The 26,755-nt window shown below is 60.4% G+C and carries 21 protein-coding genes and 1 pseudogene; 15 read left to right on the top strand and 7 right to left on the bottom strand.

What is annotated here, in order from left to right:
* Window positions 1-81: 81 nt before the first annotated feature.
* From HW554_RS07940 to HW554_RS07970, 7 genes are all read left to right on the top strand, one after another.
* Complete coding sequence (locus HW554_RS07940) at window positions 82-2,133, top strand: M23 family metallopeptidase (RefSeq protein ID WP_176908048.1); 2,052 nt, start codon at window positions 82-84, stop codon at window positions 2,131-2,133.
* 273 nt (window positions 2,134-2,406) lie between these two features.
* On the top strand, window positions 2,407-2,985 hold the full coding sequence (locus tag HW554_RS07945; RefSeq protein ID WP_176908049.1) for a lipocalin family protein: 579 nt from the start codon (window positions 2,407-2,409) through the stop codon (window positions 2,983-2,985).
* 64 nt (window positions 2,986-3,049) lie between these two features.
* On the top strand, window positions 3,050-3,499 hold the full coding sequence (bcp, locus tag HW554_RS07950; protein WP_176908050.1) for a thioredoxin-dependent thiol peroxidase: 450 nt from the start codon (window positions 3,050-3,052) through the stop codon (window positions 3,497-3,499).
* Between the two features lie 135 nt (window positions 3,500-3,634).
* Complete coding sequence (locus tag HW554_RS07955) at window positions 3,635-4,525, top strand: transketolase (protein ID WP_176908051.1); 891 nt, start codon at window positions 3,635-3,637, stop codon at window positions 4,523-4,525.
* Between the two features lie 142 nt (window positions 4,526-4,667).
* The gene (locus tag HW554_RS07960) at window positions 4,668-6,098 is read left to right on the top strand and encodes a vWA domain-containing protein (RefSeq protein ID WP_317170851.1); all 1,431 of its coding nucleotides are present in this window, start codon (window positions 4,668-4,670) and stop codon (window positions 6,096-6,098) included.
* A complete protein-coding gene (locus tag HW554_RS07965) occupies window positions 6,095-6,883 on the top strand; it encodes a phytanoyl-CoA dioxygenase family protein (RefSeq protein ID WP_176908052.1) in 789 nt (262 codons plus the stop codon). Before HW554_RS07960 ends, HW554_RS07965 begins: the two co-directional genes overlap by 4 nt.
* Window positions 6,884-6,947: 64 nt before the next feature.
* Window positions 6,948-7,907, top strand: coding sequence for a transketolase family protein (locus HW554_RS07970; RefSeq protein WP_176908053.1), 960 nt, complete (start codon window positions 6,948-6,950; stop codon window positions 7,905-7,907).
* Window positions 7,908-8,114: 207 nt separating this feature from the next.
* Here the strand turns inward: HW554_RS07970 and HW554_RS07975 are convergent, their stop codons facing one another.
* The 4 genes and pseudogenes from HW554_RS07975 to HW554_RS08000 form a co-directional block, all read right to left on the bottom strand.
* Window positions 8,115-8,279 carry a hypothetical protein gene (locus HW554_RS07975; RefSeq protein WP_176908054.1) on the bottom strand — a complete coding sequence of 55 codons (165 nt, stop codon included), beginning with the start codon at window positions 8,277-8,279 and terminating at the stop codon, window positions 8,115-8,117.
* Window positions 8,280-8,435: 156 nt separating this feature from the next.
* Window positions 8,436-8,744, bottom strand: a complete 309-nt coding sequence (locus HW554_RS07980; RefSeq protein WP_176908055.1) for a hypothetical protein — start codon at window positions 8,742-8,744, stop codon at window positions 8,436-8,438.
* A gap of 165 nt (window positions 8,745-8,909) precedes the next feature.
* A pseudogene (gene ssb, locus HW554_RS20405) lies at window positions 8,910-10,344 on the bottom strand (single-stranded DNA-binding protein).
* A gap of 96 nt (window positions 10,345-10,440) precedes the next feature.
* On the bottom strand, window positions 10,441-12,369 hold the full coding sequence (locus tag HW554_RS08000) for a mechanosensitive ion channel family protein (protein ID WP_246285152.1): 1,929 nt from the start codon (window positions 12,367-12,369) through the stop codon (window positions 10,441-10,443).
* Window positions 12,370-12,607: 238 nt separating this feature from the next.
* Between HW554_RS08000 and HW554_RS08005 the strand changes: the two genes are divergently transcribed.
* The 5 genes from HW554_RS08005 to HW554_RS08025 all read left to right on the top strand — a co-directional run bounded on the left by HW554_RS08005 (window position 12,608) and on the right by HW554_RS08025 (window position 16,720).
* Window positions 12,608-13,348: a DUF481 domain-containing protein gene (locus HW554_RS08005; RefSeq protein WP_176908057.1), complete on the top strand. Its 741-nt coding sequence runs from the start codon at window positions 12,608-12,610 to the stop codon at window positions 13,346-13,348.
* Window positions 13,349-13,464: 116 nt separating this feature from the next.
* Complete coding sequence (locus tag HW554_RS08010) at window positions 13,465-14,010, top strand: RNA polymerase sigma factor (RefSeq protein ID WP_176908058.1); 546 nt, start codon at window positions 13,465-13,467, stop codon at window positions 14,008-14,010.
* A gap of 357 nt (window positions 14,011-14,367) precedes the next feature.
* Window positions 14,368-14,826 carry a hypothetical protein gene (locus tag HW554_RS08015; protein WP_176908059.1) on the top strand — a complete coding sequence of 153 codons (459 nt, stop codon included), beginning with the start codon at window positions 14,368-14,370 and terminating at the stop codon, window positions 14,824-14,826.
* Between the two features lie 38 nt (window positions 14,827-14,864).
* A complete protein-coding gene (locus HW554_RS08020) occupies window positions 14,865-15,341 on the top strand; it encodes a hypothetical protein (protein ID WP_176908060.1) in 477 nt (158 codons plus the stop codon).
* 194 nt (window positions 15,342-15,535) lie between these two features.
* Window positions 15,536-16,720, top strand: coding sequence for an aspartate aminotransferase family protein (locus HW554_RS08025; RefSeq protein WP_176908061.1), 1,185 nt, complete (start codon window positions 15,536-15,538; stop codon window positions 16,718-16,720).
* A 118-nt stretch (window positions 16,721-16,838) separates the two neighbouring features.
* On the opposite strand, the gene HW554_RS08030 is transcribed toward HW554_RS08025, so the two are convergent.
* Entirely contained in the window at window positions 16,839-17,267 is a 429-nt protein-coding gene (locus tag HW554_RS08030) for a tellurite resistance TerB family protein (RefSeq protein WP_176908062.1), read from the bottom strand.
* Between the two features lie 273 nt (window positions 17,268-17,540).
* Between HW554_RS08030 and pfkA the strand changes: the two genes are divergently transcribed.
* Together pfkA and HW554_RS08040 are read left to right on the top strand one after the other, a co-directional pair.
* Window positions 17,541-18,512 carry a 6-phosphofructokinase gene (pfkA, locus tag HW554_RS08035; protein WP_176899908.1) on the top strand — a complete coding sequence of 324 codons (972 nt, stop codon included), beginning with the start codon at window positions 17,541-17,543 and terminating at the stop codon, window positions 18,510-18,512.
* A gap of 322 nt (window positions 18,513-18,834) precedes the next feature.
* Window positions 18,835-20,193: a vanadium-dependent haloperoxidase gene (locus HW554_RS08040; protein WP_246285153.1), complete on the top strand. Its 1,359-nt coding sequence runs from the start codon at window positions 18,835-18,837 to the stop codon at window positions 20,191-20,193.
* A gap of 27 nt (window positions 20,194-20,220) precedes the next feature.
* Here the strand turns inward: HW554_RS08040 and miaA are convergent, their stop codons facing one another.
* Window positions 20,221-21,147 carry a tRNA (adenosine(37)-N6)-dimethylallyltransferase MiaA gene (gene miaA, locus HW554_RS08045; RefSeq protein ID WP_176908063.1) on the bottom strand — a complete coding sequence of 309 codons (927 nt, stop codon included), beginning with the start codon at window positions 21,145-21,147 and terminating at the stop codon, window positions 20,221-20,223.
* A gap of 113 nt (window positions 21,148-21,260) precedes the next feature.
* Window positions 21,261-22,355, bottom strand: coding sequence for a glycosyltransferase (locus HW554_RS08050; protein ID WP_176908064.1), 1,095 nt, complete (start codon window positions 22,353-22,355; stop codon window positions 21,261-21,263).
* 174 nt (window positions 22,356-22,529) lie between these two features.
* On the opposite strand from HW554_RS08050, the gene HW554_RS08055 reads away from it, so the two are divergent.
* Window positions 22,530-26,720 (top strand): PAS domain S-box protein, encoded by a 4,191-nt coding sequence (locus HW554_RS08055; RefSeq protein WP_176908065.1) that lies wholly within the window; start codon window positions 22,530-22,532, stop codon window positions 26,718-26,720.
* The last annotated feature ends 35 nt before the right edge of the window (window positions 26,721-26,755 follow it).

The following is a 26,755-nucleotide window of genomic DNA, read 5'->3' on the forward strand; positions in this document are numbered from 1 at the left end:
CAATGGCGGGCAGGGACAAGCCCCACACCCTACGCCGTTCAGTGCCACTCAAGTCATTTTCTTTGTCAAGTACGTTCTGTTTTGAAAAAGCTCACAGCTAGCAGCTTTCCGCTAAAAGCCCATTTCAGCTTCGCGCTGCCGTTTTTACTGCTGATGGGCGTGCAGCCCTCGGCCTGCCAGAGCCCGCAGCCGGCCGCCCCGGCCCTGGAGCAGCCCGCCGGCCCTGCCACCGGCGAAACGCCCCCCGAAACGGCCGCCACGCCGGGCCACCGCGAGGGAATTCCGGCGGTAGAGAAAGGTTATTTTCTATTTCCCATAAAGCCCGGCCAGGAGAACTTTTTGTCGGGCAGCATGGGCGAGCTGCGGCCCAACCACTTCCACGGCGGCCTCGACATCAAGACCGATGGCCGGGTGGATTTGCCGGTATACGCCTCGGCCGACGGTTACGTGTCGCGGCTCAAGCAGAGCAGCTATGGCTATGGCAACGTGCTCTACATCACCCACCCCAACGGCCTGACGACAGTATACGGCCACCTGAATAGCTTTAAGGGGCCCGTAGCCGAGGAGTTGCGCCGCCAGCAATACGCCAAGCAGACCTATGATTTGGAGCTGTTCTTTGAACCCAGCCAGTTTGCCGTTCAGAGCGGCGAGGTAGTGGCCCTTTCGGGCAATACCGGCGGCTCGGCGGGGCCGCACGTGCACTGGGAGGTGCGCACTGCCGCCGGCAGCCAGCTGAACCCACTGCAGTGGGGTGGTTTTGCCGAAATCCAGGACCATGTACCGCCGGTAGTGCAGGCGTTTGCAGTAGAAGCGCTGGGCATTTCGGCACGGGTAGAAGGCCGTTTCGGCAAGCGCGTGTTCGTGCCCAAGGCCCCGCTGGCCGACGGCAGCTATGCTTGGCCCGATACCATTGCCGCCAGCGGCTCGGTAGGCCTGCTCGTGCAGGGCTTCGACAGGTTTGATAAGGTGTGGAATAAGAACGGCATTCAGCAGGCCACCGTGCTGGTAAACGGCAAGCAGGTGTACCAGCATACCATTGATGATGTGCCGTTTCCGGATGGCTCGCGCCAGATAAACCGCCACGTGGACTACGAGTGGCGCGCCACTCAGGGCCGGCAGTTCGAGAAGCTGTTCGTGGACGATGGCAATGACCTGAGCATGTACGAAGCCGGGCCCGACAAAGGCCGCCTGACCATTGAGCCAGGCAAGGTGTACGCCGTGGAAATCCGGCTGGCCGACTCGTATGGCAATACCACGCCATTACGGTTGGTGCTGCGGGGCGAAACGCCAGGTTACTTCAAAACCCGCTCGGCGGCCGTGAAAAAGCCGGCTTTGCGCTACGACGTGAGCCGCAACCTGCTGGTGGTAACGGCTGCCGACCCCGACACGGCTGCCGTGGCCGGGGCCCTCACGCTGCTGCGCGGCAGCCGCCGCCTGGAATTGCGCCCCAGCTACACCGACCAGAGCCAGAACGTGTACCTCTACGACCTGCGCGCCGGCCGGCCCGATTCTATCCGCTTCGGTGGTATTACCCAGCGTTTCACGCGCGAGGCCCTGATTCCGGCCGGCCGTGAGTTCAGCTTTGCCACGGCCCACATGGGTCTGGAGTTCAAGCCCAAAACCATATTCGACACCCTCTATCTGCAAACCAACTACCAGCAGGGTCTCTGGACGGTTCATCTGCCGCGCACGCCGCTCTACGAAAACCTGGCCCTCACGCTGCGGCCCGATACGCCCCCGGCCGACCTACGCCGCTCGGCCATTTACAGCATCTCGGCCAACGGCGGCAAGGGCTACGTGGGCGGCAAGTGGAGCCCCGACAGCACCAGCATCACGGCCTCTATTCGCGCCTTCGGGCAATTCCGCATCCTTACCGACACAAAGCCGCCCTCAGGCCGGCTGCTGAGCAAGGGGGCTGCCGGGGTGGTGTTTAAAGTAGGCGACGACCTTTCGGGTCTGGCCAGCTACCGCCTGGAAGTGAACGGGCAGTTCCGGATGCTGCGCTACGAGCACAAGAACGCCACCCTGTTCACGGAACGCAACGACACACTGGGCCCACCCCTGCGCGGCCCCGCCACCCTACGCCTCACCGACCAGGCCGGCAACGAAGCAGTTATCAGCTTAGTGCTGTAGCGAGAAGCTAATTAGAAAGTCAAAATGAACGTCATGCTGAGCTTGCCGAAGCATCTCTACCGCTTCGTTACAGTCGTTCAACAACTAGGTAGAGATGCTTCGGCAAGCTCAGCATGACGTTCTGATACCGTTCACCGACTTTCTAGATGCTTCGGCAAGCTCAGCATGACATTCTGATACCGTTCGCCGACTTTCTAAATAGCTTCAGAGCTTCGCACTATACCCTTCGCACCCAGTGCGCGTACACCCAGGTTCCTACAAATCTTATTCACTATGCCTAACAACCTGCTTAAACGCCGCCAACCGGTACTATTTGGAGCCGCCGCGGCCGTGGTAACGGCCGGCGTGGCCGCCTACGCCTACTCGCGCCGCAAAACGCATCCGAATCTGCCCACCGTAGCTCACGTCGACCTGAAGCAGTACGCGGGCTTGTGGTACGAAATTGCCCGGCTACCCGTACGCTTCGAAAAGGGCTGCCAGCACGTAACGGCCGAGTACACCGTGCGCCCCGATGGCAAGGTGGGCGTGCGCAACACCTGCCACCAGGGCAGCATCGGCGGCCCCGCCACCACGGCTACGGCCAGCGCCTGGGCCACCGACGAAACCAACGCCAAACTCAAAGTCCAGTTCTTCTGGCCTTTTACCGGCGACTATTGGATTCTGGCCCTTGATGAAACCGGCTACCAATACGCGCTGGTAGGCTCGCCCGACCGCGAAACGCTCTGGATTCTCAGCCGCATGCCGCACCTGCCGCTGGCCGTTCGCGAGCAGCTGCTGGCCAAGGGCCGCGAGCTGGGCTTCCCGGTTGAAAACATGCTGTTCACGCCGCAGCCGATTGCCAGCAAGCCGTAGCGCCGGGGCGCACTCCTGCCGTTCCTGATTTCCCTATCTCCCGCCAACCTTCTATCTTCGCGGCATGGCAGTACCTCAAGCAGGCGAAACGGCTCCGGCCTTCGAAGCACCCGACCAGAATGGCACCACGCACCGCCTGGCCGATTACCGGGGCCGCAAAGTCGCCCTGTACTTCTACCCCAAAGACGATACCAGCGGCTGCACCACCCAGGCCTGCAACCTGCGCGACAACTACCAGCAGCTGCTGGCAGCCGGCGTGCAGGTACTCGGCGTGAGCATCGACTCGGCCAAGTCGCACCAGAAGTTCATCGAGAAACACGAGCTGCCTTTTCCGCTACTCGTGGATGAGGACAAGAAGCTGGTGCAGGACTACGGCGTGTGGCAGGAGAAGTCGATGTACGGCCGCAAATACATGGGCACCATGCGCTACACTTTCCTGATCGATGAAGAAGGGAAAGTGGAGCGGGTCATCACCAAAGTCGAAACCAAGAACCACGCGGCGCAGCTGCTGTAGCTTTCACAGGAGCCCTGCCACTTCGGCGGGGCTTTTTTGCATCCCTTTTGCTCCCTCCGGGGCCCCGGCTCCCGGCATATGGCCGCCCGGTCAGGAGGCGTACCTTTGCTTACCTATCAACCCTACCAACCCCGCATGGCCCAGCCTACCACTTCCGAAACCCACGCCCCCGCCACCACCAAGTCGATTCCCGAGCTGAAGCAGATTGCCACCCAGGTCCGGCGCGACATTGTGCGCATGGTGCACGCCGTGAATTCGGGCCACCCCGGCGGCTCGCTGGGCTGCACCGAGCTGCTGGTGTCGCTGTATTTCAAGGTGATGAAGCACACGCCCGAGCCCTTCGACATGGATGGCATCAACCAGGATTTGTTCTTCCTCTCCAACGGCCACATTTCGCCGGTATTTTACTCGGTGCTGGCTCGTTCGGGCTATTTCCCGGTGAGCGAGTTAGCCACGTTCCGCAAGCTGAACTCGCGGCTGCAGGGCCACCCCGCCACGCACGAGCACCTGCCCGGTATCCGCATTGCTTCCGGCTCGCTGGGCCAGGGCCTGAGCGTGGCTACCGGCGCGGCCCAGGCCAAAAAGCTTAACGGCGACAACAGCACGGTATTCGTGCTCATGGGCGACGGCGAGCTGCAGGAAGGCCAGATTTGGGAGGCTGCCCTTTATGCGCCCCACCACAAAGTGGATAACCTGATTGCCTTCGTTGACCGCAACGGCCAGCAGATTGACGGCCCCACCGCCAAAATCGGCGGCCTCGGCGACCTGCGCGCCAAGTTCGAAGCCTTTGGCTGGCGCGTGCTCGAAACCGACGGCAACCAGTTCGAAACCCTGCTCCCCACCATCGAGGAAGCCCAAAACCTGCTCGGCCAGGGCGTGCCGGTAATGGTACTCATGGATACCGAAATGGGCTTCGGCATCGACTTCATGATGGGCTCGCACAAGTGGCATGGCGTAGCTCCCAACGACGAGCAGCTGGCCACGGCCCTGCTGCAGTTGGAGGTAGAAAAGGCGTCGGACTACTAGCACGGTTACATAGAACGACGTAGGGGCGGGGCTTGTCCCCGCCCGCCGTATGCACCGTTTCCACGATTCCACTCAACGTTAATCGTTTAACGGCGGGCGGGGACAACCGAAGGACAGCGAAGCTAAGCCCCGCCCCTACGTCGTGCTATACTTGCTTCACATCACTTATCCAAACATGCGGCAGTGGCTGGCGTTTCTGGGGTTGTTGCTGGCGGTGCTGCTGCCCGGCAACGCCCGTGCCCAGAACGCCGGCCCTACCCCGCCGCGCACCACCCGCATCCTGTTTCTACTCGATGCTTCGGGCTCGATGCGGGCGCCATGGGAAGGTGCACAGCGCTGGGACGTGGCCAAGCAGCTGCTCTCGAAAATGGTGGACTCGCTCAATACCTACCCCAACCTGGAGCTGGCCTTGCGCGCCTACGGCCACCAGCACGATAACAAGGAGAACAACTGCGAAGACTCGCGGCTCGAAGTGCCCTTTGCCCCAAAAAACGCCGCCGCCATCAAGTCCCGCCTTAAAACCATTCAGCCCCGCGGCAACACGCCCATCACCTACTCGCTCCTGCAGTCGGCCAACGATTTTCCGGCCGACAAGCAGGGCCGCAACGTGCTGATTCTGATTACCGACGGCCTCGAATCGTGCCAGGGCGACCCGTGCGCGACTTCGCTGGCGTTGCAGCGCAAACGGGTTTTTCTCAAGCCCTTCGTGATTGGCATCGGGGCCGAGCGGGAGTTTGGCAAGCAGCTGGAATGCCTGGGCACCTACTACAACGCGGCCGACGTGAGCACCTTCCGCACCATCCTCAACGATGTGGTGGCCCAGACGCTGGCCAAAACTACCGTGGCCGTGAACCTGACCGACGAGCGGGGTCGCCCGGTAGAATCGGACGTGAACCTGACGTTTACCAACAACGTCACGGGCCAGCCCGAGTACAACTACGTGCACTACCGCAACGCCCAAGGCCAGCCCGACGCCCTCGATATTGATGCGCTGCAGAGCTACGATTTGACCATCAACACGGTGCCGCCGGTGCGGGCAGCCAACCTGGCCATCAAGCCGGGCCGGGCCAACGTACTCACCTACAAAATACCCCAGGGCACGCTGCGGCTGCAAAACCCCAACCTCTCGCCCAACCCCTACGGCCGGGTGCAGGCCGTGGTGCGCGCCCGCGGCAACCCCGAAACCGTGGTAGCCCTGCCCTTCGGCAACCGCCAGCAGCTACTGGCCGGCGACTACGAAGTGGAGCTGCTGACCCTGCCGCGGCAGCTGCGCCGCATAACGGTAAAGCAGGGCCAGGAAACGGCCGTCACCTACGACGCGCCCGGCATCCTCAACAGCATCTCCGACTACAAAGGCTACGGCAGCATCTACCAGCTCGGCTCCGACGGCGAGCAAACGTGGGTGTACGACCTACCCGCCGGTGGCAGCAGCAAAATCAACCTACCGCTGCAGCCGGGCGCCTACCGCCTCGTGTTCCGCACCGCCACCGCCACCGGCAGCCGCTTCACCGACGTCCGCAACTTCACCATCCGCTCGGGCCAAACCAGCTCGGTTAGCTTGTTCGGGCGATGAGTGAGCAGTTAAAAGAACGTCAGGCAGCCACGGCAGCAGCAACCCAACTCCGTACTGACGGCTACGCCACGCTGCCCGACATTTTCTCACCCGCGGAAATAGCAGCCCTGTTGCGCACGATTCAATCGGCGGACGCGGCTGCACCTAACTTCCGCCGCAGCCAGGACGTGTTTGCCATCCGCAATTTGCTGGGGGAGCTTCCCCAGTTATGGCCGCAGCTCCTGACGCCCCGACTACGGGCAGTACTGACCGACCTGTTTCCCGGGCAGGAACCGCACCTCGTCAAGGCCATCTACTTCGATAAGCCGGCCGGCTCCAACTGGCTGGTGGCCTGGCACCAGGACGTAATGGTGGCCGTGAACCAGCGCCAGGACCTGCCTGGCTATGGTCCCTGGAGCCGCAAAAACGACGAAACTACTGTGCTGCCGCCCGCCGAAATCCTGACGAGTATTGTCACCCTGCGCCTGCACCTCGACGACTGTGACGCCACCAACGGCGCTCTGCGGGTAGTGCCCGGCTCGCACCGTCACGGCGTCATCCCCAACGACCAGCACCCCGAGTTTACAGGCCGGGCCATCACGTGCGCGGTGTCAGCGGGCGGCCTGCAGCTAATGAAGCCCCTGACCCTGCACGCCTCCCAGCGCAGTACCAGCACGCGCCCCCGCCGCGTCGTTCACCTGGAGTTCAGCGCCGCCGAACTGCCCACCGGCTTGCAGTGGCGCGAACGGCTAGCCCTACTCCCGGAACCCGAAAAGGCAGAACTTGCCGCCGCAACGCCGGAATAGGCTTCAGCCCGACATTCTTTCCAACCAACGAATTCCAGACCATAAGTCCCCAACACCCTATCTAATGAAAGACTTTCCCTACACCGAATCGAAGGATACCCGCAGCGGCTTTGGTGCCGGTTTGCACGAGCTGGGCAAAACCAACCCCAACGTGGTGGCCCTGTGCGCCGACCTCATCGGCTCGCTTAAAATGGATGCCTTCGTGAAGGACTTCCCCGAGCGGTTTTTCCAGGTGGGCATTGCCGAGGCCAACATGATGGGCCTGGCGGCCGGCCTCACCATCGGCGGCAAAATTCCCTTCACCGGCACGTTTGCCAACTTCAGCACCGGCCGGGTGTACGACCAGATTCGGCAGAGCATTGCCTACTCGGACAAAAATGTGAAAATCTGCGCCTCCCACGCCGGCCTCACGCTGGGCGAAGATGGCGCCACCCACCAGATTCTGGAAGACATCGGGCTGATGAAGATGCTGCCCCACATGACTGTCATCAACCCCTGCGACTACAACCAGACCAAGGCCGCCACGCTGGCTATTGCCGACTACGAGGGCCCGGTGTACCTGCGCTTCGGCCGCCCGGTGGTGCCCAACTTCACCCCCGCCGACCAGCAGTTTGAAATCGGCAAGGGCGTTATGCTCAACGAGGGCGCCGACGTGAGCATCTTCGCTACCGGCCATCTGGTATGGAAGGCCATTCTGGCCGGCAAGCTGCTGGCCGACAAAGGCATCAACGCCGAAATCATCAACATCCACACCATTAAGCCCCTCGATGCCCGGATGATTCTGGAATCGGCCCGTAAAACGCGCTGCGTGGTAACGGCCGAGGAGCACCAGATGAACGGCGGCCTCGGCGACTCCATCGCCCAACTGCTGGCCCGCGAGGAGCCGCTGCCGCTGGAGATGGTGGCCGTAAACGACTCGTTCGGCGAATCGGGCACGCCCGACCAGCTGATGGAAAAGTATAAGCTCAACGAAGCCGCCATTGTGGCCGCCGTGGAGAAGGTAATTAAGCGGAAGGCAAGGTAAATATCCAGTTACTTCTTAAAGTAGCAAAAAGCGCCCGCAACGTAGAGTTGCGGGCGCTTTTTTTTAATTGCCTGTAACGTTTTGGCGCTTGGCGAAGAAGCGGATTTCGAAGTACTAAACTGTCTGCCAGCACTGAACTTGATACGAAGTACAAAACTTCATTTAACCACTGAACCCGCTTTTTTGCCAAACGCCTGTTACAAGCTGCTATTCTTTCGTGTCCCATAGTTCTAACATTGCTGTCAAGTCGCTGTATTCTTCAGAAAATACTCCGTCAAGCGTTCCAAATTTATTTTTAAATTCTTTAAAATATTGTCTTGCTTTTTTGTCGCCCGAAATTGTAGCAATAAATAACTTGTTTGCAATTTCCATTTTACTGTCGTCAAGTCCAGGCTTTGTAGTTTCGTAAGTTTTTAAAACTGTTTGAATTTCTTCTATGCTGTATTTTCGAATTTTTCTATTAACTACACGTTTTCTAATGATTTTTTGTCCACTGAAATATATTTTTTCTGTTGTCCAAACTGTTTCCTAAAATTTAAAATTCTTTCCAGTCTGTAAGTTTTGAAGTTGGTCAACAAGCAATGTGTCTTTATTTGCTTTAAGTCGGCAGGTCAGCACTGCACCCCAAAAATCAATGATTGTGTCTTGTCCGCAAACTGCAAGAATGAATTCAGAAAAATTTGTCGTTTTGCTATCAGGATTTTTATAACCACACAAAACAATTGTCTTGCCGTTTGAAAGATGAAAAGTCGTGTCGGCTTTTGTTCCCGCAAATTGCGTTTTGGGGCAGTCACACGAAGTCATTTTCGTCTGTCCGAAAACGGAAGTCAAAGTCAAAAAAGTCAGTATGATTGTTATGCAGTGTCGTTTCATTATAGTTGCCACTAACATTCCTATTGCCGCGACTCGTAGCGGTGATTGAGTTTCGCTTATATCTACTTAGCCCGCAAGTGGGTTTCGCTTATATGTCTACTAGTAGCGATATAAGCGAAACTAGTAGCGTTACAGGCCCGAGCTGTCGAGTGGGGAAGCAGGACGATTATGTTGCGCAACATGGGTGTAGATTTCGGTGGTTTTAATGCTGCTGTGGCCGAGTAAATCCTGAATGATACGGATATCCGTGCCGGCTTCCAGCAGATGGGTGGCATACGAGTGGCGAAGCATATGCAGGGTTACGGGCCGCCTGCTTCACCACCAGCTGCAGGCTGCGGGCACTGTACGGCTCGCCAGGCTGCAGGCCCTCGAACAGAAACGTAACGGGCCTAAACTGCCGGTATTGCTCGCGAAGTAAATGTAGCAAACTCTCGGGCAAGGGCAAATCACGGTCTTTGTTGCCCTTGCCTGCCCGCACATACAAGGCCATCCGCTTGCTGTCAATGTCGGGCGGCATGAGGGCCAGTACTTCGCCCAGGCGCAGGCCCAGTCCGTAGGCCAGCATCAGCATGGCCCGATGCTTACGGTTTTCGGTGCCCGCCAGCAGTGCCCGCACCTCTTCCCGGGCCAGTACTTTGGGGTTGGTAAGCGGCTGTTTGGGCCGGGGCACGGCGTAGTATTGCCGGGGCTGCCCTTCCACCTGCTCGTAATAGAATTTAATGGCGTTGATGAGCAGATTCTGGTAGGCTTCCGAAATGCCGGCCGCTACCCGCCCGGCCAGGTAATCGAGAAGTTCTTGGCGCGTCAGGTCCAGGGGCAGGCGTGGGGCATGGTGCAGCAAAAACTGCTGAAATGCGGTGCGGTAGTTTTTAAGCGTGGCCGGACTATAGCGTTTCAACACTATATGTTGGGCATAGCGGTTGAGCACGGCTTGCTGCGGCGTGGGCGGCGGTGGCGGGCCGGCCAACACGGGCACCACCGGCAGGTGCAGCGGTACGCCCAGCTGCTGGCATGCCTGCCGCAGGGGCGCTACGGCTTCGGGCGTGGCCGGCAGCACGTAGCCCCGGGCGGCGGCGCTATACTGCACCCCCGCCGCCAGCAGCGCCCCCCCGGATAGCCGCCTCCGAATAGGGAAAAAACACTTGAAACTCGGCCCGGTCTTCCCGCAACCGCAACGAAACGGCCGCCGTCGTGGCTGCGTGGGCGGGGCGGGGCGCGGCGGGGCGGGGCCGGTTTTCCTGTCCAGCATCAGCACCTGCTCCCCTATTACCTCTGTTACGTAGTGGCGTACGCCGGCCGCGTCGTCGTAGTGGCGGGTTTTGAGCTTGCCCTCCACGTATACCAGGCTGCCCCGACGCAGGTAGGCCTGGGCCAGCTCGGCCAGACCGCGCCAGAGCACGATGCTATGCCAGTCGGTACTGGTGTGGGGCTGGCCACTTTTGTCGCGGTAAGTTTCCGACGTGGCCAGCGAAAACTTCGCCACGGCCACGTTGCCTTCCAGCACATTAATTTCCGGGTCTTTACCCAGATTCCCGATCAGGGTTACTTTGTTGAGGCCGCGCATAGGCAGAGTGGCTAGCTCAACAGACTACCAGCAAGAAGATATTATAGTTAACCCAAGTTGCGGCGGTCGGTGCAGGGGCGCTGCTAAGCCCCGCCCCTACGGCGTTGGTCCCGAGTTATCCACCCGGAACTTGGGAGCCTCGTAGTCCTTGGGCAGGTAGCCGGCGGGGATGGTGGTCTGGCTGCCGTCGCGCATAGCGCGGTAGTGGGGCGACATGATTTCGACGCCGGCCTCGTTGAAACGGTCCTGGATGTTTTGGTGGATGCGTGAGTAGATGCCGGCCTGCTTATTGGCAGCGTGGGTGTAGAAGTTGAGTTCGTAGGCCACGTACCAGTCGTCGAGGCTGGTCTGGAGCACGAACGGGGCGGGCTCGGTGAGCACGTCGGCATCCACGGCGGCGGCCAGCAGCAGCTGGTGCACCTGGGGCCAGGGCACATCGTAGCCGATGGTGACGCCGGTGTGCATAATGAGGCCCAGCGTGGGTGCTACGGTGGAATAGTTGGTGGTGTAGGAGCTCATCACCGAGGAGTTGGGAATCGTGATTTCCTCGTTTTTGATGGTGCGGATACGGGTGACGAGCAGGGTTTTCTCCACGATGTCGCCCGTGACGTCGCCGATTTTTACCCGGTCGCCAATTTTGTAGGCCCGCATGTAGGTGAGCACCAGCCCGGCCACGATGTTGGAGAGCGAACCGGCCGAGCCGAACGTGAGCAGAAAGCCCAGAAACACCGACACGCCCTGAAACACCGGCGAGTCGGAACCCGGCAGGTAGGGAAAAATCACAATCAGCGCAAAAGCCCACACCAGTATCCGCACAATCTGGTAGGTGGGGTTGGCCCAGTCGGGGTAGAAGCCGTCGATGGTCAGGTTGCCGGCCCGGATTTCTTCCTTGATCGAATAAACCGCCTTGAGCACGTAGCGGAACACCGTCACAATTACGATGATGGTGAACAGGTTGGGCAGGTAGTTCCAGAAGGCCAGCGCAATGCGCCGGAGCGGGTTAAAAACGTAGCCCAGCAGCGTATCGGCAATATCCTGGGTGCCGGGGAAGATGCTGAACACCACCGGCAGCACCAGGTAAATGGCCAGCAGCACCACCACCCATTTCAGCACCGTAACCAGCAGCAGCACGGCGCTCAGCTGGCGCTGCTCGTTGAAAAACTCGTAGTTGCCAAACTTGATGCCCTTAAACCAGGTACCTTCCTTGGCTAACAGCTTGAGGCGCACCCAGCTAAAAAACTTGATAATGTAGCGCACCGTGAAGTACAGCACGATGAGCACGAGCAGCGTCAGGCCCACTTCCTTGGCGATGTTGAGCAGGCTGTTCTGCTGCTTGTACTCCTGCACGGCCGTGATGATGCGCTGCCGGTGCAGGCGGGCCAGCGAATCGCGGCTTACGTTGTGCCAGAGCGCGTCGTTTTCGCTGATGCTCTGCAGCACCTGCTCGCCGTACATCAGGTCGGTACTCTGCTCCGAAGGGTAAATGCGCAGCGAGTCGGGACTGAAGAAAACGGCCTTTTCGAGGCGCTTGATTTTTTCCTCCGTGAGCTGGGCCCGTTCCTGGGGCGAAAACGGCCCGAGCTTGGTGTACACGTAAAACAGCGTGTCGTTGTGCGGGGCCACCGGGAAGCCCTTGGCATTCACCTTCAGCGAGTCGATGTAACGGCGCGAGCGGGCCTTGCGCAACGAATCGACCTGGCGCAGGGTGCCCAGCTCGGCTACCAGCTCCCGCTCGCGGCGCTTGTCGGCCGTGGTGCTTTTAAGCGTCAGCAGCTCCGTCTGGATTTCCTCCAGGCGGCTGGTACTGGCCCGCCGCATGGAATCGATGCGGCGCAGCACGTTGGTGTCGGTTATCAGGTCTTCGGAGCGGGCCGAGTCCTGGGCCCTGGACGGGGCGGGGGCGCTAGTTTCGACCTTGGGACCCGACGGGGCCTGTTTCATGGGTGGCGGAATCATCTGGGCTCCGGCCGGCAGCAGCACGCCTGCCCACAAAACCAGCGCACAAAGCGCAAAACGAATAGTCATACAAGAACAGCTTGCGGCTGCCAGCCGCCGAAAGGTTGAGTTTGGGAAGTAATGATAGGCAAAAGCCCATGGCTTTGGCGCGGGCGGCAATCCGGTTCAGACCGGCCCATTCTTTTCATCAATCAATCGTTCCGTGCAGTGGCCCCTACCTTTGCATGCCGGAGCGTGGGCGGCCTTTTGAATTACGCTGTGCCCCAGGGCACGCTCCGGCGGCCCTCCCTCCTGCTGTTCTGCGCCTATGTTCAAACTGTACTTTCTAGTAGTTGCCTTGTTGCTGGGGCTGCTTTTGCCCGCCCGCGCCCAAAGCCAGCCACCAGCCGACACGGTGCTTATTGTGTACGCGGGCCAACTGACGGGCGCCTACAGCAGCGGCGGCGTCAACCGGACGCTACTCTCCACCACCCAGGACATTACCATCAGCCGGGGCAAGCATTTCGGTTTGCCGCTCAACGGCCGCTTTGCTTATGGCAAGCAGAACGGGCTGCTACAGGAGCGGGAGTTATTGATTAACACCACTCCTTATTACTGGCGAGGCCGTTTCCGGGCGTATGCGCTGGGCGGGTTCGAGCAAAGCAACCTGCGCGGCATTACGCGGCGGGTGCAGCTGGGTGCCGGCCCGGGCTGGGCCCTTTATTCCGATTCGCTGGGCCGCGAGCTGGCCGTAAGCAACCTCCTCATCCGCGAGCAAACCAACTTCCTCGACGGCCGCAGCGTGATAACGGCCCGCAACTCGGCCCGCCTGAAAATAGTGTACTCCTTCAAAAACCTCACGTTCAACTCCACCACGCTCTACCAGCCTTCCCTGGAGAAATTCAGCAACTTCCGCTTCAGCAGCGTGTCGTCGGCCGCCCTCAAGCTCGTCAACAACCTGGCCGTCACCTTCGCCTATAACTACACCTACGACTCGCAGTTCAGCGAAGGCAAAGTGCCCGAAAACACGAATATTACGGTGGGTTTTTCCTACTCGACGAAACGGTAGGCAGGAGCGTGGCGCGCTGCTTTTCTCATTTTTCTGCGCCACCCCGTTAAACCCTGCGGCCGCCGCGGCCTCTAACCCGCCGAATCCGCCCTTACCCACCCGCTCGCCTGCGCCCTTTGGAAGACCAGGAGATACTTGCCAAGTTTCACGATCCGGCCGCTCGCAATGTGGCCTTCAACCAGCTTGTGCGCAAATACCAGCGCCAGGTGTACTGGCACGTGCGCAAAATGGTCATCAACCACGACGACGCCGACGACCTGACTCAGGATGTGTTCATCAAAGTCTGGAACCATCTGGAGGGTTTCCGACAGGATGCCTCGCTTTACACCTGGATTTACCGGATTGCCACCAACGAGTGCCTGACCTGGCTCAAAAGCAAGCGCCACAAGTTTCTGCTGCCCCTCACCGATGTTACGGCCGAACTCAGCGTCCAACTCGAAGCCGACGAAAGCCTGGCCGGCGACGAAATCGAGCTGAAGCTGCAAAAAGCCATCCTCACGCTGCCCGACAAGCAGCGGCTGGTGTTCAACCTGCGCTACTACGACGAAATGCCCTACGAGCAGATGGCCGAAGTAACCGGCACCAGCGTGGGGGCCCTGAAAGCCTCCTATCATCACGCCGTAAAAAAAGTAGAATCACTGATGTTGCAGATGGTTGGATGACGCAGATTGAATCATAGATGATGCAGATGAAAATGATAACGCAGATTCGTTCCGGTAACTATGAAGCTGTTTAGGAGGTCAACTAGAACGTCATGCTGAGCTTGTCGAAGCATCTCTACTGCTTTGTAGTGGGGCGTTCAACGAGGCAGTAGAGATGCTTCGACAAGCTCAGCATGACGTTCATTTAAATAGCAGACACTTCCTAAACAGGTTCTATGAATCAAACCTGTCAATCAATCAGTATCAGCCGCATTATCAACTCACCTGCACCATCTATACCTGAACGAATCTGTGCTACCTGCACCATCTGCAACAGCTGTGATTTAAACCTATTGCCCGCGACTTCCTCTAAGCACTATGAACACGCCCTTCAACCTGGATGAACACCGCCGCAGCCGCCCCCGGCCCACACTGGCCCCGCCGCCCGAGCGCTACTTCGAGCAGCTGCCGATGCGGGTGATGCAGCGGGTGCAAGGCGCTCCGGCCGCCACTGCGCCCGGCTGGGGCTGGCTGGCGGCCCTCACGGCCCCGGTGCGCAACGCTTTGGCCTCTACGGTGATACTGGGCGGCTTTGCGGCCGCGTTCTGGCTGACCCCGGCCGCCCCGCTGGCCGCCAACTCCGATGCTTTGGCCTATATACCGCAGGAACAGCTGCTCAGCTACCTGCTCACCACCGACCAGCGTATTACCCTGGTCGATTTGGCCGAGGTGCCCGGCACCGCCAGTGCCACGCCCGCCAGCACTTACTGGCAGGCTTCGCCCACCGAGTTGCGCGAGCTGCTCGACGAGCAGTCTGCCGACGAGAGCTATCTGTAAACTCCACTTTTTTGTTTTTCCGCTTTCCTCCTATTCCTATGAACTACCTGTTTCGCACCCTGCTGCTGCTGAGCCTGCTAACGGCCGGCCTGCTGCCCGAGGCCGTTGCCCAGCGCGGCGGGGGCCAGCGGCCGGAGCGGCTGAGCCAGCTCGAAAACGCCCGTGTGGCCTATATCACCCAGAGAGTTTCCCTCACCCCCGAGCAGGCCCAGAAGTTCTGGCCTGTTTACAACGAGTTCACGGGCAAGCGCCGCGACCTGAACCAGCGCCTGCGCCAGCTGCGCCCCAACCAGACCGATGGCCTGAGCGACCAGCAGCTACGCGACAACTTCAACCTCTCGTTTAAGCTCCGCCAGCAGGACATCGACCTCGAAAAAGACTACTTCGAGCGGTTCCAGCGCGTTATCAGTGTGCGGCAGGTAGCAGCCCTGTTCCTGGCCGAGCGCCAGTTCACCCGCGAAGTACTCAAGCGCGTAGCCAACCGGCCCGGTGCCGGGGGCCCGGCCGACGAGTAGCCAGTTTGGCTGGAAAAGGAACGTCATGCTGAGCGAAGGCGCAGCCGTAGTAGAAGCATCTCTACTGCCATAGTAATCCTAACGTCAGGGTTAGTGTTACGGTAGAGATGCTTCGACTACGGCTGCGCCTTCGCTCAGCATGACGTTCCTTTTCTCACTACCTACCACTCAGAAGGCCGCCGTACCTTTGCGCTATGCTTACTCCTCGCCAGCTTTTCCTGCGCCACCAGGCCCAGACCTCCGACTTTCCGCTGCTGCTGGAAATTGAGCGGGCCGAGGGCGTGTACATGTACGCCCCCGATGGCACCCGCTACCTCGACCTGATTGCCGGTATCGGCGTAAGCAACGTGGGCCACCGCCACCCGCGGGTGCTGGCCGCCATTCAGGGCCAGCTCGATAAGTACCTGCACCTGATGGTGTATGGCGAAGTGGTGCAGGCCCCGCCGGCCCTATTAGCCCAGGCCCTCACTGCCACGCTGCCCGCCCGCCTCGACAACGTGTACTTCACCAACTCGGGCACCGAGGCCGTGGAAGGGGCCCTGAAGCTGGCCAAGCGCCACACCGGCCGCACCGGGCTGGTAAGCTGCCACAACGCCTACCACGGCTCCACCCACGGCGCCCTCAGCATCACCGGCTCCGAGGGCTTCAAGAACGCCTATCGGCCCCTGCTGCCCGACGTGCGCCACATCCACCACAACAAATTCGACGACCTGCAGCTCATAACTGAGCACACAGCGGCCGTGGTGATAGAAACCGTGCCGGGCGAAGCGGGCGTGCGCGTGCCGGCTCCCGGCTACCTGCCGGCCCTGCGCCAGCGCTGCACCGAAGTGGGCGCGCTGCTGATCCTAGACGAGATTCAGTGCGGGTTTGGCCGCACGGGCACGTTCTGGGCCTTCGAGCAGTTCGGTATCGAGCCCGACATTCTGCTTACGGCCAAAGGTATGGGTGGCGGTATGCCCATCGGAGCCTTTATTGCGCCCCAGGCCATCATGGCAGGCTTCAAAACCGACCCTATTCTGGGCCATTGCACCACGTTTGGGGGCCACCCGGTTTCGTGCGCGGCCTCGCTGGCTACGCTTCAGGTTATTCAGGAAGAAAACCTGCTGGCCGGTGTAGCCGCCAAAGCCGCCCGCTTCCGCGAGCTGCTAGTACACCCGTCCATCCGGGAGGTGCGCAACTGCGGACTGCTGATGGCCGTCGAGTTCGACTCGTTCGAGGTGCTCAAACCCCTCATCGACCGCGCGCTCTGGGAGCAGCATTTACTCACCGACTGGTTCCTGTTCTGCGACAACTCGCTGCGCATTGCCCCGCCCCTTACCATCACCCTGGAGCAGATTGACGAAGCCTGCGCTGGTTTGCTTAGGGCAATGGGCGAGTAAAACAGAACCTATCTGCCTCCCTGACGCAGCAAGGACCTTAACCCACTCAGACGACCGTAACAACGGTTCGTTTTAGTGGGTTAAGTTCCTTCTTGCGTCAGAATAATAGACGGGCAGTTTAGTTGCTCAGTAGCGCCATGGCGTCGGCTTTGACTCGTTCGCGGGGCAGGCCGTCGCGCACGCCCTGCGAGATGCTGCGCACCAGACTAGCTACAATATTGGGGGCGAAGCCCAGCCGCTGGGCCATATCGATGCAGAAGCGCATTTCGGTGTCGTCAACCACGCCGTCGGCCAGCATCATATCCACGAGGTCAAAAATCTGGTCGAAGCGCTCCGAATCGTTGTCGGGCAGGAGCATATCGTGGGCGCTGGCGTTGCCTACCAGGGCGCGCACTTCGCCGGCGCGCATACCGCTTTTGCGGCCTACGGCCACAATGAAGTTCATTTCCCGCTCGTCGATGTGCCCGTCGGCCTTGGCCAGTGCGGCCAGATTTACCAAGTGGCTTTTAACCTTTCTGGTCTGCTCATTTTCAAAAAAACCGAACATGGGGCGGGTAGTTGGCGAGGGAGGACGAAGATGTGCGAGGGTATCCGGGTGCCCCCGGAGTGGGGCCACCCGGCCGCAACGGAAGTTAAGTTAGGGCTTTAACAACCAATACGCAATAAAGCCGATACGCAGCCGCCGGAAAAACGGTTAACCCCACTAGTGGCCGGTTTGCATTTAACCGGGCAGGCAACGTACTTTCGGCGCAAATTCCGCACCTTTACCGGTTGCGGTCCGGTGGGCCGGTTTGCCCACAATAAGAGCCAGATGAGTATGATGAAGCGTATTGCAGTTTTCACCAGCGGAGGCGACGCGCCCGGTATGAACGCCTGCATCCGGGCCGTGGTTCGCACGGCTGTTTACCACGGCATTGAGGTGTACGGCATCATGCGCGGCTACAGCGGCATGGTGAAGGGCGAGTTCGTGAAGCTCGATTCGGCCTCGGTTTCCAATACGATTCAAAAAGGCGGTACCATCCTCAAATCGGCCCGCAGCCAGACGTTCCAGACCCGCGAAGGCCGGCAGCTGGCCTTCGACCAGCTCGTTAACCACGGTATCGACGGGCTGGTGGCCATTGGCGGCAACGGCACCTTTACCGGGGCCACGCTTTTCGAGCAGGAGTTCGGCATTCCGATAGTGGGTGCGCCCGGTACCATCGACAACGACCTGTATGGCACCGATTACACCATTGGCTACGACACGGCCGTAAATACGGCGCTGGAGGCCATCGACAAAATCCGGGATACGGCCGACTCGCACGACCGGTGCTTTTTTGTGGAGGTGATGGGCCGCGACTCGGGCTACATTGCCATTCCCTGCGCCATCGGAGGCGGGGCCGAAATCGTCATGATTCCCGAAACCCAGCTCTCGACTGAGGCGGTGATTGCAACGCTTAGAAACGGCCGCAACCGTTCCAAAACCTCGTTTCTGGTGGTTATTGCCGAAGGCGATGAGGAGGGCAATGCCCACGAAGTAGCGCGGCAGGTGAAGGCCGCAATACCGCAGCTCGATACCCGCGTTACCATTATCGGCCACATTCAGCGCGGCGGTGCCCCTTCGGCCGCCGACCGGATGCTGGCTTCGCAGATTGGCATTGCGGCCGTGGAAGGCCTCATGAATGGCATGCACAATGTGATGGCCGGCATCGTGGACCGCAAGCTCGTGTACACGCCCTTCGCCGATACCATTCACAAGCGCAAGCTCATCAACCAGAGCTTCATGCGCATGGTGGAAATCCTGAACGCTTAGCGTCTGCCTCAGTCATTTCTTCATCAGCAACACGTTCTGCCAGCACCTCCGGGTGTTGGCAGTTTTTTTTGCCGTTTCTGCCGCCACCGTAGTTCCTGCTCCACGTCCTGCTATTGGAAAACGGCAGTTGATTCCGTCAGAAAAGCCGGGGCACCTCCGACTTTCTTTTCGACACCTTCTTTAGCCAGCTGACGGCCGAATGTACAAGTAAGCAGCATGCATAATAAATAAATAATTGAATAATTTTTATAAATATATCAATCTTAAAAAGTATATTTATCCAGGTAATTTCTCCTGACAAATGTTCGATTTGCCCCTCTGTATGCCAAAAATCTGCTCCATGCTGCGGCAGTGGCTACTTACCGGCTCGGCGCTGCTGATACTGGCGCTACTAAGTAGCTGCCAGCCGGAACCGGAGGTTGCGCCGGTCGTAGCACCAACCAGCAGCTATGATGCGGCGGTAGCTACCAAGTGGAGCACCCTCACGCTGCAGCTCGTGCGCCAGAGCCCCGGCTTTACGCCGCCCGTTGCAGCCCGGGCGCTGGGTTACGCCGGTCTCACGCTCTACGAGTCGGTGGCGGCGGGTATGCCGGGGCGCCGCTCATTGGCCGGCCAGCTCCAGCAGCTTGGCAGCCTTCCCCAACCCGAAACCGGACAGGCTTACCGCTGGCCGCTGTGCGCAAATGCAGCCCAGGCCCTCATCCTGAAAAACCTGTTTGCCAACGCCCCTGCTGCCAGCCGCGCCCGCATCGACTCGCTGGAGGATGCCCTGGCCCGCGCGTATGCCGGCCCCGACGCGGCCACGGACGACCGTTCGGCTGCCTATGGCCGGGCTGTGGCGGAGGCCATATTTGCGTGGTCGAAAACCGATGGCGGCCACGAGGGCTACCTGCGCAACTTCCCGGCCGGCTACGTGCCCACCACCAACCCGGGCGACTGGCAGCCCACCGAAAACGGACTCCGGCCGATGCAGCCGTACTGGGGCAGCAACCGCACTTTTCTGGCCCTTGATGCGGCCATGCCCATGCCCTCGCCACTCCCCTACTCCCCCTCGCCTACCTCGCAGTACTACGCGCAGTACCTGGAGGTGTATGCCAAAAACATTGGCCTGACGCAGCAGGAAAAGGAAATAGCCGTGTGGTGGGCCGACGACCCGAGCGACACCTTCACCCCCCCCGGCCACTCCTACAATCTGGCCCGCATCGTGGTAACCACCACGCAGGCCGACCTGGGAAAGGCGGCCGAAACCTTTGCCCGCACGGGCATTGCCGTGGCCGATGCTTTCATCATCTGCTGGAAGTGCAAATACACCTTCAACAACGAGCGGCCCTACACGTTTGTGCGCCGCTTTATCGACCCCGGCTGGGTACCGTTCTGGCCCGCGCCGCCGTTTCCGGGCTACTCCTCGGGGCACGCCACGCAGTCAGCGGCCACGGCCGTGGTGCTGGAGGGCCTCTACGGCAACCTCACCTTCACCGACGATTCGCACGTGGGCCGTGGGCGCGACGTGGCCCGGGCAACCGACTTCAAGGCCCGCACCTATCACTCGTTCTGGGAAACGGCCGAAGAATCGGCCCTCTCGCGCTTTCTGGGCGGCATTCATTCCCGCCAGGACAATGAAGTGGGCTTACGCGAGGGCCGCAAAATCGGCCAGCACATCAATAGCCTGCAATGGAAGTAAAGCGGAGCAAAGAAGCCGGACAGCCTGCTATTGCCCCATGTTCTCAGCCAGCCAGCCCGGCACCTCATCTGGGTGCAGCCACTGATATTGCGGGTCGCGGCGGAGCCAGGCCAGCTGGCGCTTGGCGTAGCGGCGCGAGTTGCGCTTGAGCAGGCGCACGGCTTCAGCGTAGTCGTACTGGCCTTCGAAGTAACCGAATAGCTCCTGGTAGCCCACTGTCTGCAGGGCGTTGTGGTGGCGGTACGGATACAGCGCACGGGCTTCGGCCTCCAGTCCGGCAGCCAGCATCAGGTCCATCCGTTTATCAATGCGCCGGTAGAGTTCTTCCCGTTCGCGGGTGAGGGCAATTTTGATGATGCGGAAGGGCCGCTCGGTCGTTTTGCGGCCGTGGAACGAGCTGAACGGCTGCCCGGTGGCCCGGCAGATTTCCAGCGCCCGCAACACCCGCTGGTGGTTTTGCAAGTCGATACGGCCGTGGGCTACCGGGTCGAGGCGGGCCAGCTCGGCCACCAGCGGCTCCAGCCCGTGGGCAGCCAGTTCAACGTGCAGCCCGGCCCGGATTTCGGGCGGCGCGGACGGCAAATCGTCGAGACCCTCGGTTACGGCCTGCAGGTACAAACCCGAGCCCCCGGTCAGGATAACCGTTTTGTGGTGCTCAAACAGCTCGGCCAGCCGCGCCAGCGCCTCCTGCTCGAAGCGGCCGGCGTTATACTCGTCGGCAATGCTGTGCGAGTCGATGAAGTGGTGCCGCACACCGCCCATTTCGGCCGCGGTGGGCTTGGCCGTACCGATGCTCAGCTCCCGGAAAAACTGCCGCGAATCGGCCGACACAATTTCGGTGTTCAGGCGTTGGGCCAGCGCTACACACAGCGCCGTTTTGCCCACGGCCGTTGGGCCCGTAAGTACGAGCAGCGTTGGTTCAGCGGAAGCACTCGGGTTGGCGGGCGGGTTCATAGGAGCACATAAGAAGTCGCAAAGCTACGGCCGATTCGGGCTTAGCGCGTGTTTAGGCATTGTCATGCTGAGCCTGCCGGAAACGCTGTTTTAATAAATTCCCCAACACGCTCTTACGCGCCGGCCGCACCAGCTACCTGCGCGTTGGGCAGCAGCGTGGCGTACAGCCGCAGCAGTTCCTGCTCCTCGTGCTGCCAGCTAAGCAGCGGGCGGGCACGGCGGGCATTTTCGGCCAGCTGGTGGTACCGGGCCCCGTCGCCGCCGGGCAGCAGGCGGTTGAGGGCGGCGGCCAGCGTGGCCGGTTCCAGGTCGGGCACTAAATCGGCCACGTCGTACTGCTCGTTGAGGGCGCGGTACTCCGGAAAATCGATGACTACCTGCGGCACGCCGGCGTGCAGGTAGTCGAAGAACTTGTTAGCCAGCGAGTAATAGTAACTCAGGCCCACGTTGCGCAGCAGGTTAACGCCCACCGTGGCGTGGCGCGTCAGCTCGCGCAGCTCGTCGGGCCGCACAAAGCCCCGGAACTCCACCTGCCCCGACTCCAGCAACCCCAGCTCACCGGCCTGCCGGCGCAGGCTATGCGAGAGGTCGCCCTCGCCACAGAGCACCAGCCGGCCATGTATCTGCGGCATGGCAGCCAGCAACTCCTCCAGGCCCCGACCCGCATTCAGCGCGCCTTGATACAAAATAAACCCGCCGGCCGGCGCGGCGGTGGGAGCCGGCGGCAAAGTTTCGGTGCTGAGGCGGCTGATGTTGCGCACCACCGCGAAGGGCCGGCCGTGGCGCTGCCCGAACAGCCGGGCTAGCGCCGGCCCCACGGTGTAAGCCAGCGCCGCGCGGGGCACAATAAAGTTTTCAATCCGGCGCCACAACCGCTGCACCCGGGGCCGGGCCACCACTTCGGGCACCTCGGTAAACAGCTCATGGGCATCGTACACGAAGGGTTGCCCGCCCAGCCGGGCCCGCAGCCACACGGGCAGGGCCGTATCGAGGTCGATGGCACACCAGGCCGCCGCCCGCTGGCCCGCCAGAAACAGCAGCAGGCGCAGGTTGTATTCTACATAGAATATTTTTCCGCGCTGAAAAAAGCAGCGTAGTCGGTGCTGAGCGTATGGCTGCGGGCCCAATGGCTGCGAAGCGGGCCCCTGCCGGCCTACCAGCAGCACGGCGTAGCCGGCGCGAGCCAGCGAGGCACAGATGCGCTGCATCCGCTGGTCGTAATTTAGGTCGGTCGTGACGGTGAAAACCAGACGGGGCGGCAGAGCAGGTAGCAGTGTTTGCGGCGCAAAAAGATGGATTATTCGGGATTTGTCCCCAATTTAAGAACTTCGTTCGGGGACCCGCTTGTTGGGGAAGCCATTTTGCCATTCTCTGCCTCCCACATGCCTCCTTCTCCGAGCAACTCGGCCGCCAATAACTCCGCCGCACTTTCGCCCGATATTTACCGGGCGCTGTTCGAGCAATCGGCCGAAGCGCTGCTTCTTTACGACCCCCACGGCACCCTGCTCGACTGCAACCAGCGCGCCGTTGAGCAGCTGAACACCACCCGCACCGTGCTGCTGGACAGCGGCCTGATGGCCTTCACAGCAGCTGACATGCCCTCTACGGAAGTTGGTCCCACTACCGAAACTGAAATGCACGAGCTGCTGGCGGCCTGCGCTCATTCGGGTGAGGTGTGTTTGTGGAACTGGCACGGGCAGCAGGCTCACGGCGGCGACCAACTCACGGCCCAGGCTGTTGTTAGCCGCCTGGCCGGACCAACGGCCGAGGACGAACCACTGCTGCTACTGGCCCTGCGCAACCTGACGCAGGTCGCCCCTGATGCACCGGCGGCAGAAATCGTTGATGCACCTACCGAAGCGCCTACCGAAAGCTTTTCGCGCGGCCAGCTGCGCGATGTGCTCAGCCGGGCTGGCATGTGTTACCTGCTACTCGACCGCAAGGGCTTCATTCAGGATGTAAACACCTACTTCTGCGAAGTAACCGGGCATCTGGTTGATACACTCATTGGGCGGGAGTATTTCGGCCTGTTTGCGCCTCCCAGCGAGCAGGAACCCCGTCGCTACGCCTTCCAGCGGGCACTGGAAACGCAGGAAGTACAGGATTTCTTTGAGCATTCGCTGCTGACAATTTATGGCCGGGGGCGCACCTTCTTCTGGCACTCCGAATTTGAGCGCGACATTGATGGGGCCATTACCGGCGTGCTGTTTGTGGGCCGCGACATCACCGACAAGCAGGTGGCCGTGCGGGCCCTTACCGACAACCGCAACCGCCTGCAGGACTTTCTCGACAATGCCCACGACCTGATTCAGAACCTGAGCATCGACAACCGCTTTCTGTTCGTGAACAAGGCCTGGAAGGAGAAGCTGGGCTACGATGATGAGGAGCTACCCTCACTGACCCTGGCCAGCGTGGTGCATCCGTACTACAAGGCCAAGCTGCTCTACCAGCTGCGCAACCTGTACAAGGGCGAGAAGGTCAACAAGCTCGAAACCGTATTCCTGACCAAATCGGGCAAGCCCATCCATCTCATTGGCTCCATTTCCTGCTCCTGGCAGGACAACGAGCCGGTGAGCACCCGCGCCATTCTGCACGACATAACCGACCGGATAAAGGCCGAGCGGCTGCAGAAGGTGTATTACAGCATTGCCAACCTGGCCATCAGCTCCAAAGATCTGCTCTCCCTCTACGGAGCCATTCACCGCGAGCTGAGCAAGATTATTGAAACCAACAACTTCTACATCGCCCTCTGCGACGAGGCCCGCACCCAGCTGCAGTTCGCCTATTTCGTCGATCAGAATGCCCCCGGCGAGCAGGCCATGATGACACGGCCCTTCTCGACGGGTGTTTCGGAGCATATTATCCGCACGGGCCGGCCGCTGTATCTGCTGCGCGAAGACCTGCAGCAACTGGTGTCCGACGGGGCTGTAACGGCCTACGGCCTGATGCCGGAGGTGATGCTATGCTCGCCGCTGAGTATTGGCGAGCGGATTATCGGGGTAATTGCGGTGCAGGACTACCAGAAGGCCGATGCCTACGCACCCTCCGACATCGAGATTCTGCACTTCATCTCCAACCAGGTGGCACTGGCCATTGAGCGCAAGCGCAACGAGGTCCAGATTCAGAAGCAGAATGCCCGCCTGAACGCCATTTTCGAGAGCGGCTCCCACCTGATGTGGTCGTTGGATACGCGCGCCCGGCTGGCCTCGTTCAACCGCAACTACGCCGCCTATTTCCTGCGCCGCAATGGCGTGTACCCGTCTCTGGGCATGAACATGTGGCAGGCCGATGTGGCCCTGATGGACCCCGAGGCCCGCGAAGCCTTCATCAGCAATTACCGCCGCGCTTTCCAGGGGCACCCGCAACGCTTCGAGGTGCGCCTGCGCGACGCCAAGGGCCAGGACTCGTGGCGCGAAATCTACCTCAACCCCATCTACCTCGAAGATGGCTCGTTCGAGGAAATTTCGGGCATTGCCCACGACATTACCGACAAGAAACGCTCGCAGCTGGAGCTGGTAGCTCAGGAGGAGAAGTTCCGCGCTATTTTCGAGTCGTTTCAGGATGTGTACTATCGCACCGACACGCAGGGCCTCATCACGCTGCTTAGCCCCTCGATATACGACATGCTGGGTTACCGGCCCGAAGAGGTTATTGGCCAGTTTATTGGCAACTTCTATATTAATCCGCAAGAGCGCGACAACCTGCTGCAGCAGGTGCGCGACCTAGGCGAGGCGCGCAACTTTGAGGTAGCCATGCGCCACAAGGACGGCCACGCCGTGAGTGTGCTGGTAAACGCGCGCCGGCTGCTGGGCGATGAGGCCGGCGGCCAGCTAAACGGCACGGAAGGCATCGGGCGCGACATAACCGGCCTCAAGCAGATGCAGGACGACCTGCGCCTGGCCAAAGAAGCCGCAGAGCAGGCGCTGGAGGCCAAAACGCTGTTTCTGGCCAACATGAGCCACGAGCTGCGCACGCCCATGAACGGCATTATCGGCATGATTGACCTGCTACACCAGACGGTGGCCAGCGAGGAGCAGGAGGAGTATGTAGACACACTGCGTAAGTCGTCGGATGCGCTGCTGGCCATTCTGAACGACATTCTGGATCTGTCGAAAATCCAGGCTGGCAAGCTCCAGCTCAACGAGTCGGGTATCGACCTGCACTACACGCTCGAAAAGATTTACTCGCTGTTTTCGAACCGCGCCAACCAGAAACGGCTCAAGTTCACTTACCATCTTACGCCCAACACGCCGCGCTTCGTCATCACCGACGAAACGCGCCTGCTCCAGATTCTGAGCAACCTCACCTCCAACGCTATCAAGTTTACTTCGCAGGGCACCGTCAGCATCGTTGTATCGATGGTGGCCGCCCCCGAAGCGGAGGCCACGGCTGATACTGCCGACGAAGGGACGTTTGAGGATAAGTACGAGCTGCGCTTTGCGGTGCAGGACTCGGGCATCGGTATTTCGCCCGACGACGAGAAGCTGCTCTTCACCAACTTCACCCAGCTCGATACCACGCCCACCAAGGCCTTCGGGGGTACCGGGCTGGGGCTGGCCATCAGCAAGCAGCTGGCCGATATGCTGGGCGGCGAAATTGGGGTGTACTCCAACGTGGGCGAGGGCTCTACCTTCTGGTTTACCATCCGCTGCCAGGTGGCCCACAACGAGGAGGAGATTATGCTGGAGCGCCGGCTGGCGCGCGAGCGGCCGCAGGAAGTGGTGCGTTTTGAAACCAACCCGCGCATACTGCTCGTCGACGACAACCCCATCAACCAGAAAGTAGCCTCGCGCCTGCTCGACAAGCTGGGCTGTACCGTAACAGTAGCCGCCGATGGTTTCGAAGCCATCAGCCGGGCCATTGCGCCCGATACCCGCTACGACCTGATTTTCATGGACATTCAGATGCCGGAAATGGATGGCGTGACGGCTATGCGCGAAATCCGTCGCCGCCTCGGTCCTAGCTGCCCACCAATAGTAGCCATGACGGCCTACTCGATGCGCGAAGACGCCAAGCGCTTCGTGGAGGAAGGCATGGACGACTACATTGCCAAGCCCGTAAAAAGCCAGGATTTGTATGCCATGCTACGCCGCTGGAGCAGCCCCGCCGCCCCGCCCGTACTCAGCCAGGTGGCCACGGCTGCCACCGCCGCGCCGGCTGCTACAACCACCAGTGCCCAGCCCGCCGAGCCTGCTACCCCTACACCGCCGGCCGAAGCCGCCGCAGGACTTGTGGTGATTGATATGGCCATTGTGGAGCAGTTACGCCAGTTGGGAGGCGGTGAGTTCGCGGCCCAGCTCTACACCGATTTCGAGCAGGAAGCCGACCAAGTACTGAGCGAGGCGGCGTTGCTGGTAGCCGATGGCCAGTACACCGCTATTCTGCCTCACCTGCACCAACTCAAGGGAACAGGCTTTACATTAGGCATTTTGGCGCTGGCCGAAAGCGTTAAGAGTCTGGAGCACAAGCTGCGCGCCCAAGATATAGAAAACGCCCCTGCTGATTTTCAACTTTTACTTGTTTTATTTGCAGAATTCAGAGCCGTTTACCCTGCCCTGACACAGGCTCCTTGACGGGCCGGGCCCCTTTGCCTTCTCTCGCCCTTTTC

Source organism: Hymenobacter lapidiphilus (assembly GCF_013377885.1).
GTDB classification, from domain to species: Bacteria; Bacteroidota; Bacteroidia; order Cytophagales; family Hymenobacteraceae; genus Hymenobacter; species Hymenobacter lapidiphilus.

What these genes read in the sequence shown, in the direction of transcription:
- HW554_RS07945 (WP_176908049.1), top strand. Translation starts at nt 2,407, where the DNA reads ATGCCTAACAACCTGCTTAAACGCCGCCAACCGGTACTATTTGGAGCC.
- bcp (WP_176908050.1), top strand. Translation starts at nt 3,050, where the DNA reads ATGGCAGTACCTCAAGCAGGCGAAACGGCTCCGGCCTTCGAAGCACCC.
- HW554_RS07955 (WP_176908051.1), top strand. Translation starts at nt 3,635, where the DNA reads ATGGCCCAGCCTACCACTTCCGAAACCCACGCCCCCGCCACCACCAAG.
- HW554_RS07965 (WP_176908052.1), top strand. Translation starts at nt 6,095, where the DNA reads ATGAGTGAGCAGTTAAAAGAACGTCAGGCAGCCACGGCAGCAGCAACC.
- HW554_RS07970 (WP_176908053.1), top strand. Translation starts at nt 6,948, where the DNA reads ATGAAAGACTTTCCCTACACCGAATCGAAGGATACCCGCAGCGGCTTT.
- HW554_RS07975 (WP_176908054.1), bottom strand. Translation starts at nt 8,279, where the DNA reads ATGGAAATTGCAAACAAGTTATTTATTGCTACAATTTCGGGCGACAAA.
- HW554_RS08000 (WP_246285152.1), bottom strand. Translation starts at nt 12,369, where the DNA reads ATGACTATTCGTTTTGCGCTTTGTGCGCTGGTTTTGTGGGCAGGCGTG.
- HW554_RS08005 (WP_176908057.1), top strand. Translation starts at nt 12,608, where the DNA reads ATGTTCAAACTGTACTTTCTAGTAGTTGCCTTGTTGCTGGGGCTGCTT.
- HW554_RS08015 (WP_176908059.1), top strand. Translation starts at nt 14,368, where the DNA reads ATGAACACGCCCTTCAACCTGGATGAACACCGCCGCAGCCGCCCCCGG.
- HW554_RS08020 (WP_176908060.1), top strand. Translation starts at nt 14,865, where the DNA reads ATGAACTACCTGTTTCGCACCCTGCTGCTGCTGAGCCTGCTAACGGCC.
- HW554_RS08025 (WP_176908061.1), top strand. Translation starts at nt 15,536, where the DNA reads ATGCTTACTCCTCGCCAGCTTTTCCTGCGCCACCAGGCCCAGACCTCC.
- HW554_RS08030 (WP_176908062.1), bottom strand. Translation starts at nt 17,267, where the DNA reads ATGTTCGGTTTTTTTGAAAATGAGCAGACCAGAAAGGTTAAAAGCCAC.
- pfkA (WP_176899908.1), top strand. Translation starts at nt 17,541, where the DNA reads ATGAAGCGTATTGCAGTTTTCACCAGCGGAGGCGACGCGCCCGGTATG.
- HW554_RS08040 (WP_246285153.1), top strand. Translation starts at nt 18,835, where the DNA reads ATGCCAAAAATCTGCTCCATGCTGCGGCAGTGGCTACTTACCGGCTCG.
- miaA (WP_176908063.1), bottom strand. Translation starts at nt 21,147, where the DNA reads ATGAACCCGCCCGCCAACCCGAGTGCTTCCGCTGAACCAACGCTGCTC.
- HW554_RS08050 (WP_176908064.1), bottom strand. Translation starts at nt 22,355, where the DNA reads ATGCAGCGCATCTGTGCCTCGCTGGCTCGCGCCGGCTACGCCGTGCTG.
- HW554_RS08055 (WP_176908065.1), top strand. Translation starts at nt 22,530, where the DNA reads ATGCCTCCTTCTCCGAGCAACTCGGCCGCCAATAACTCCGCCGCACTT.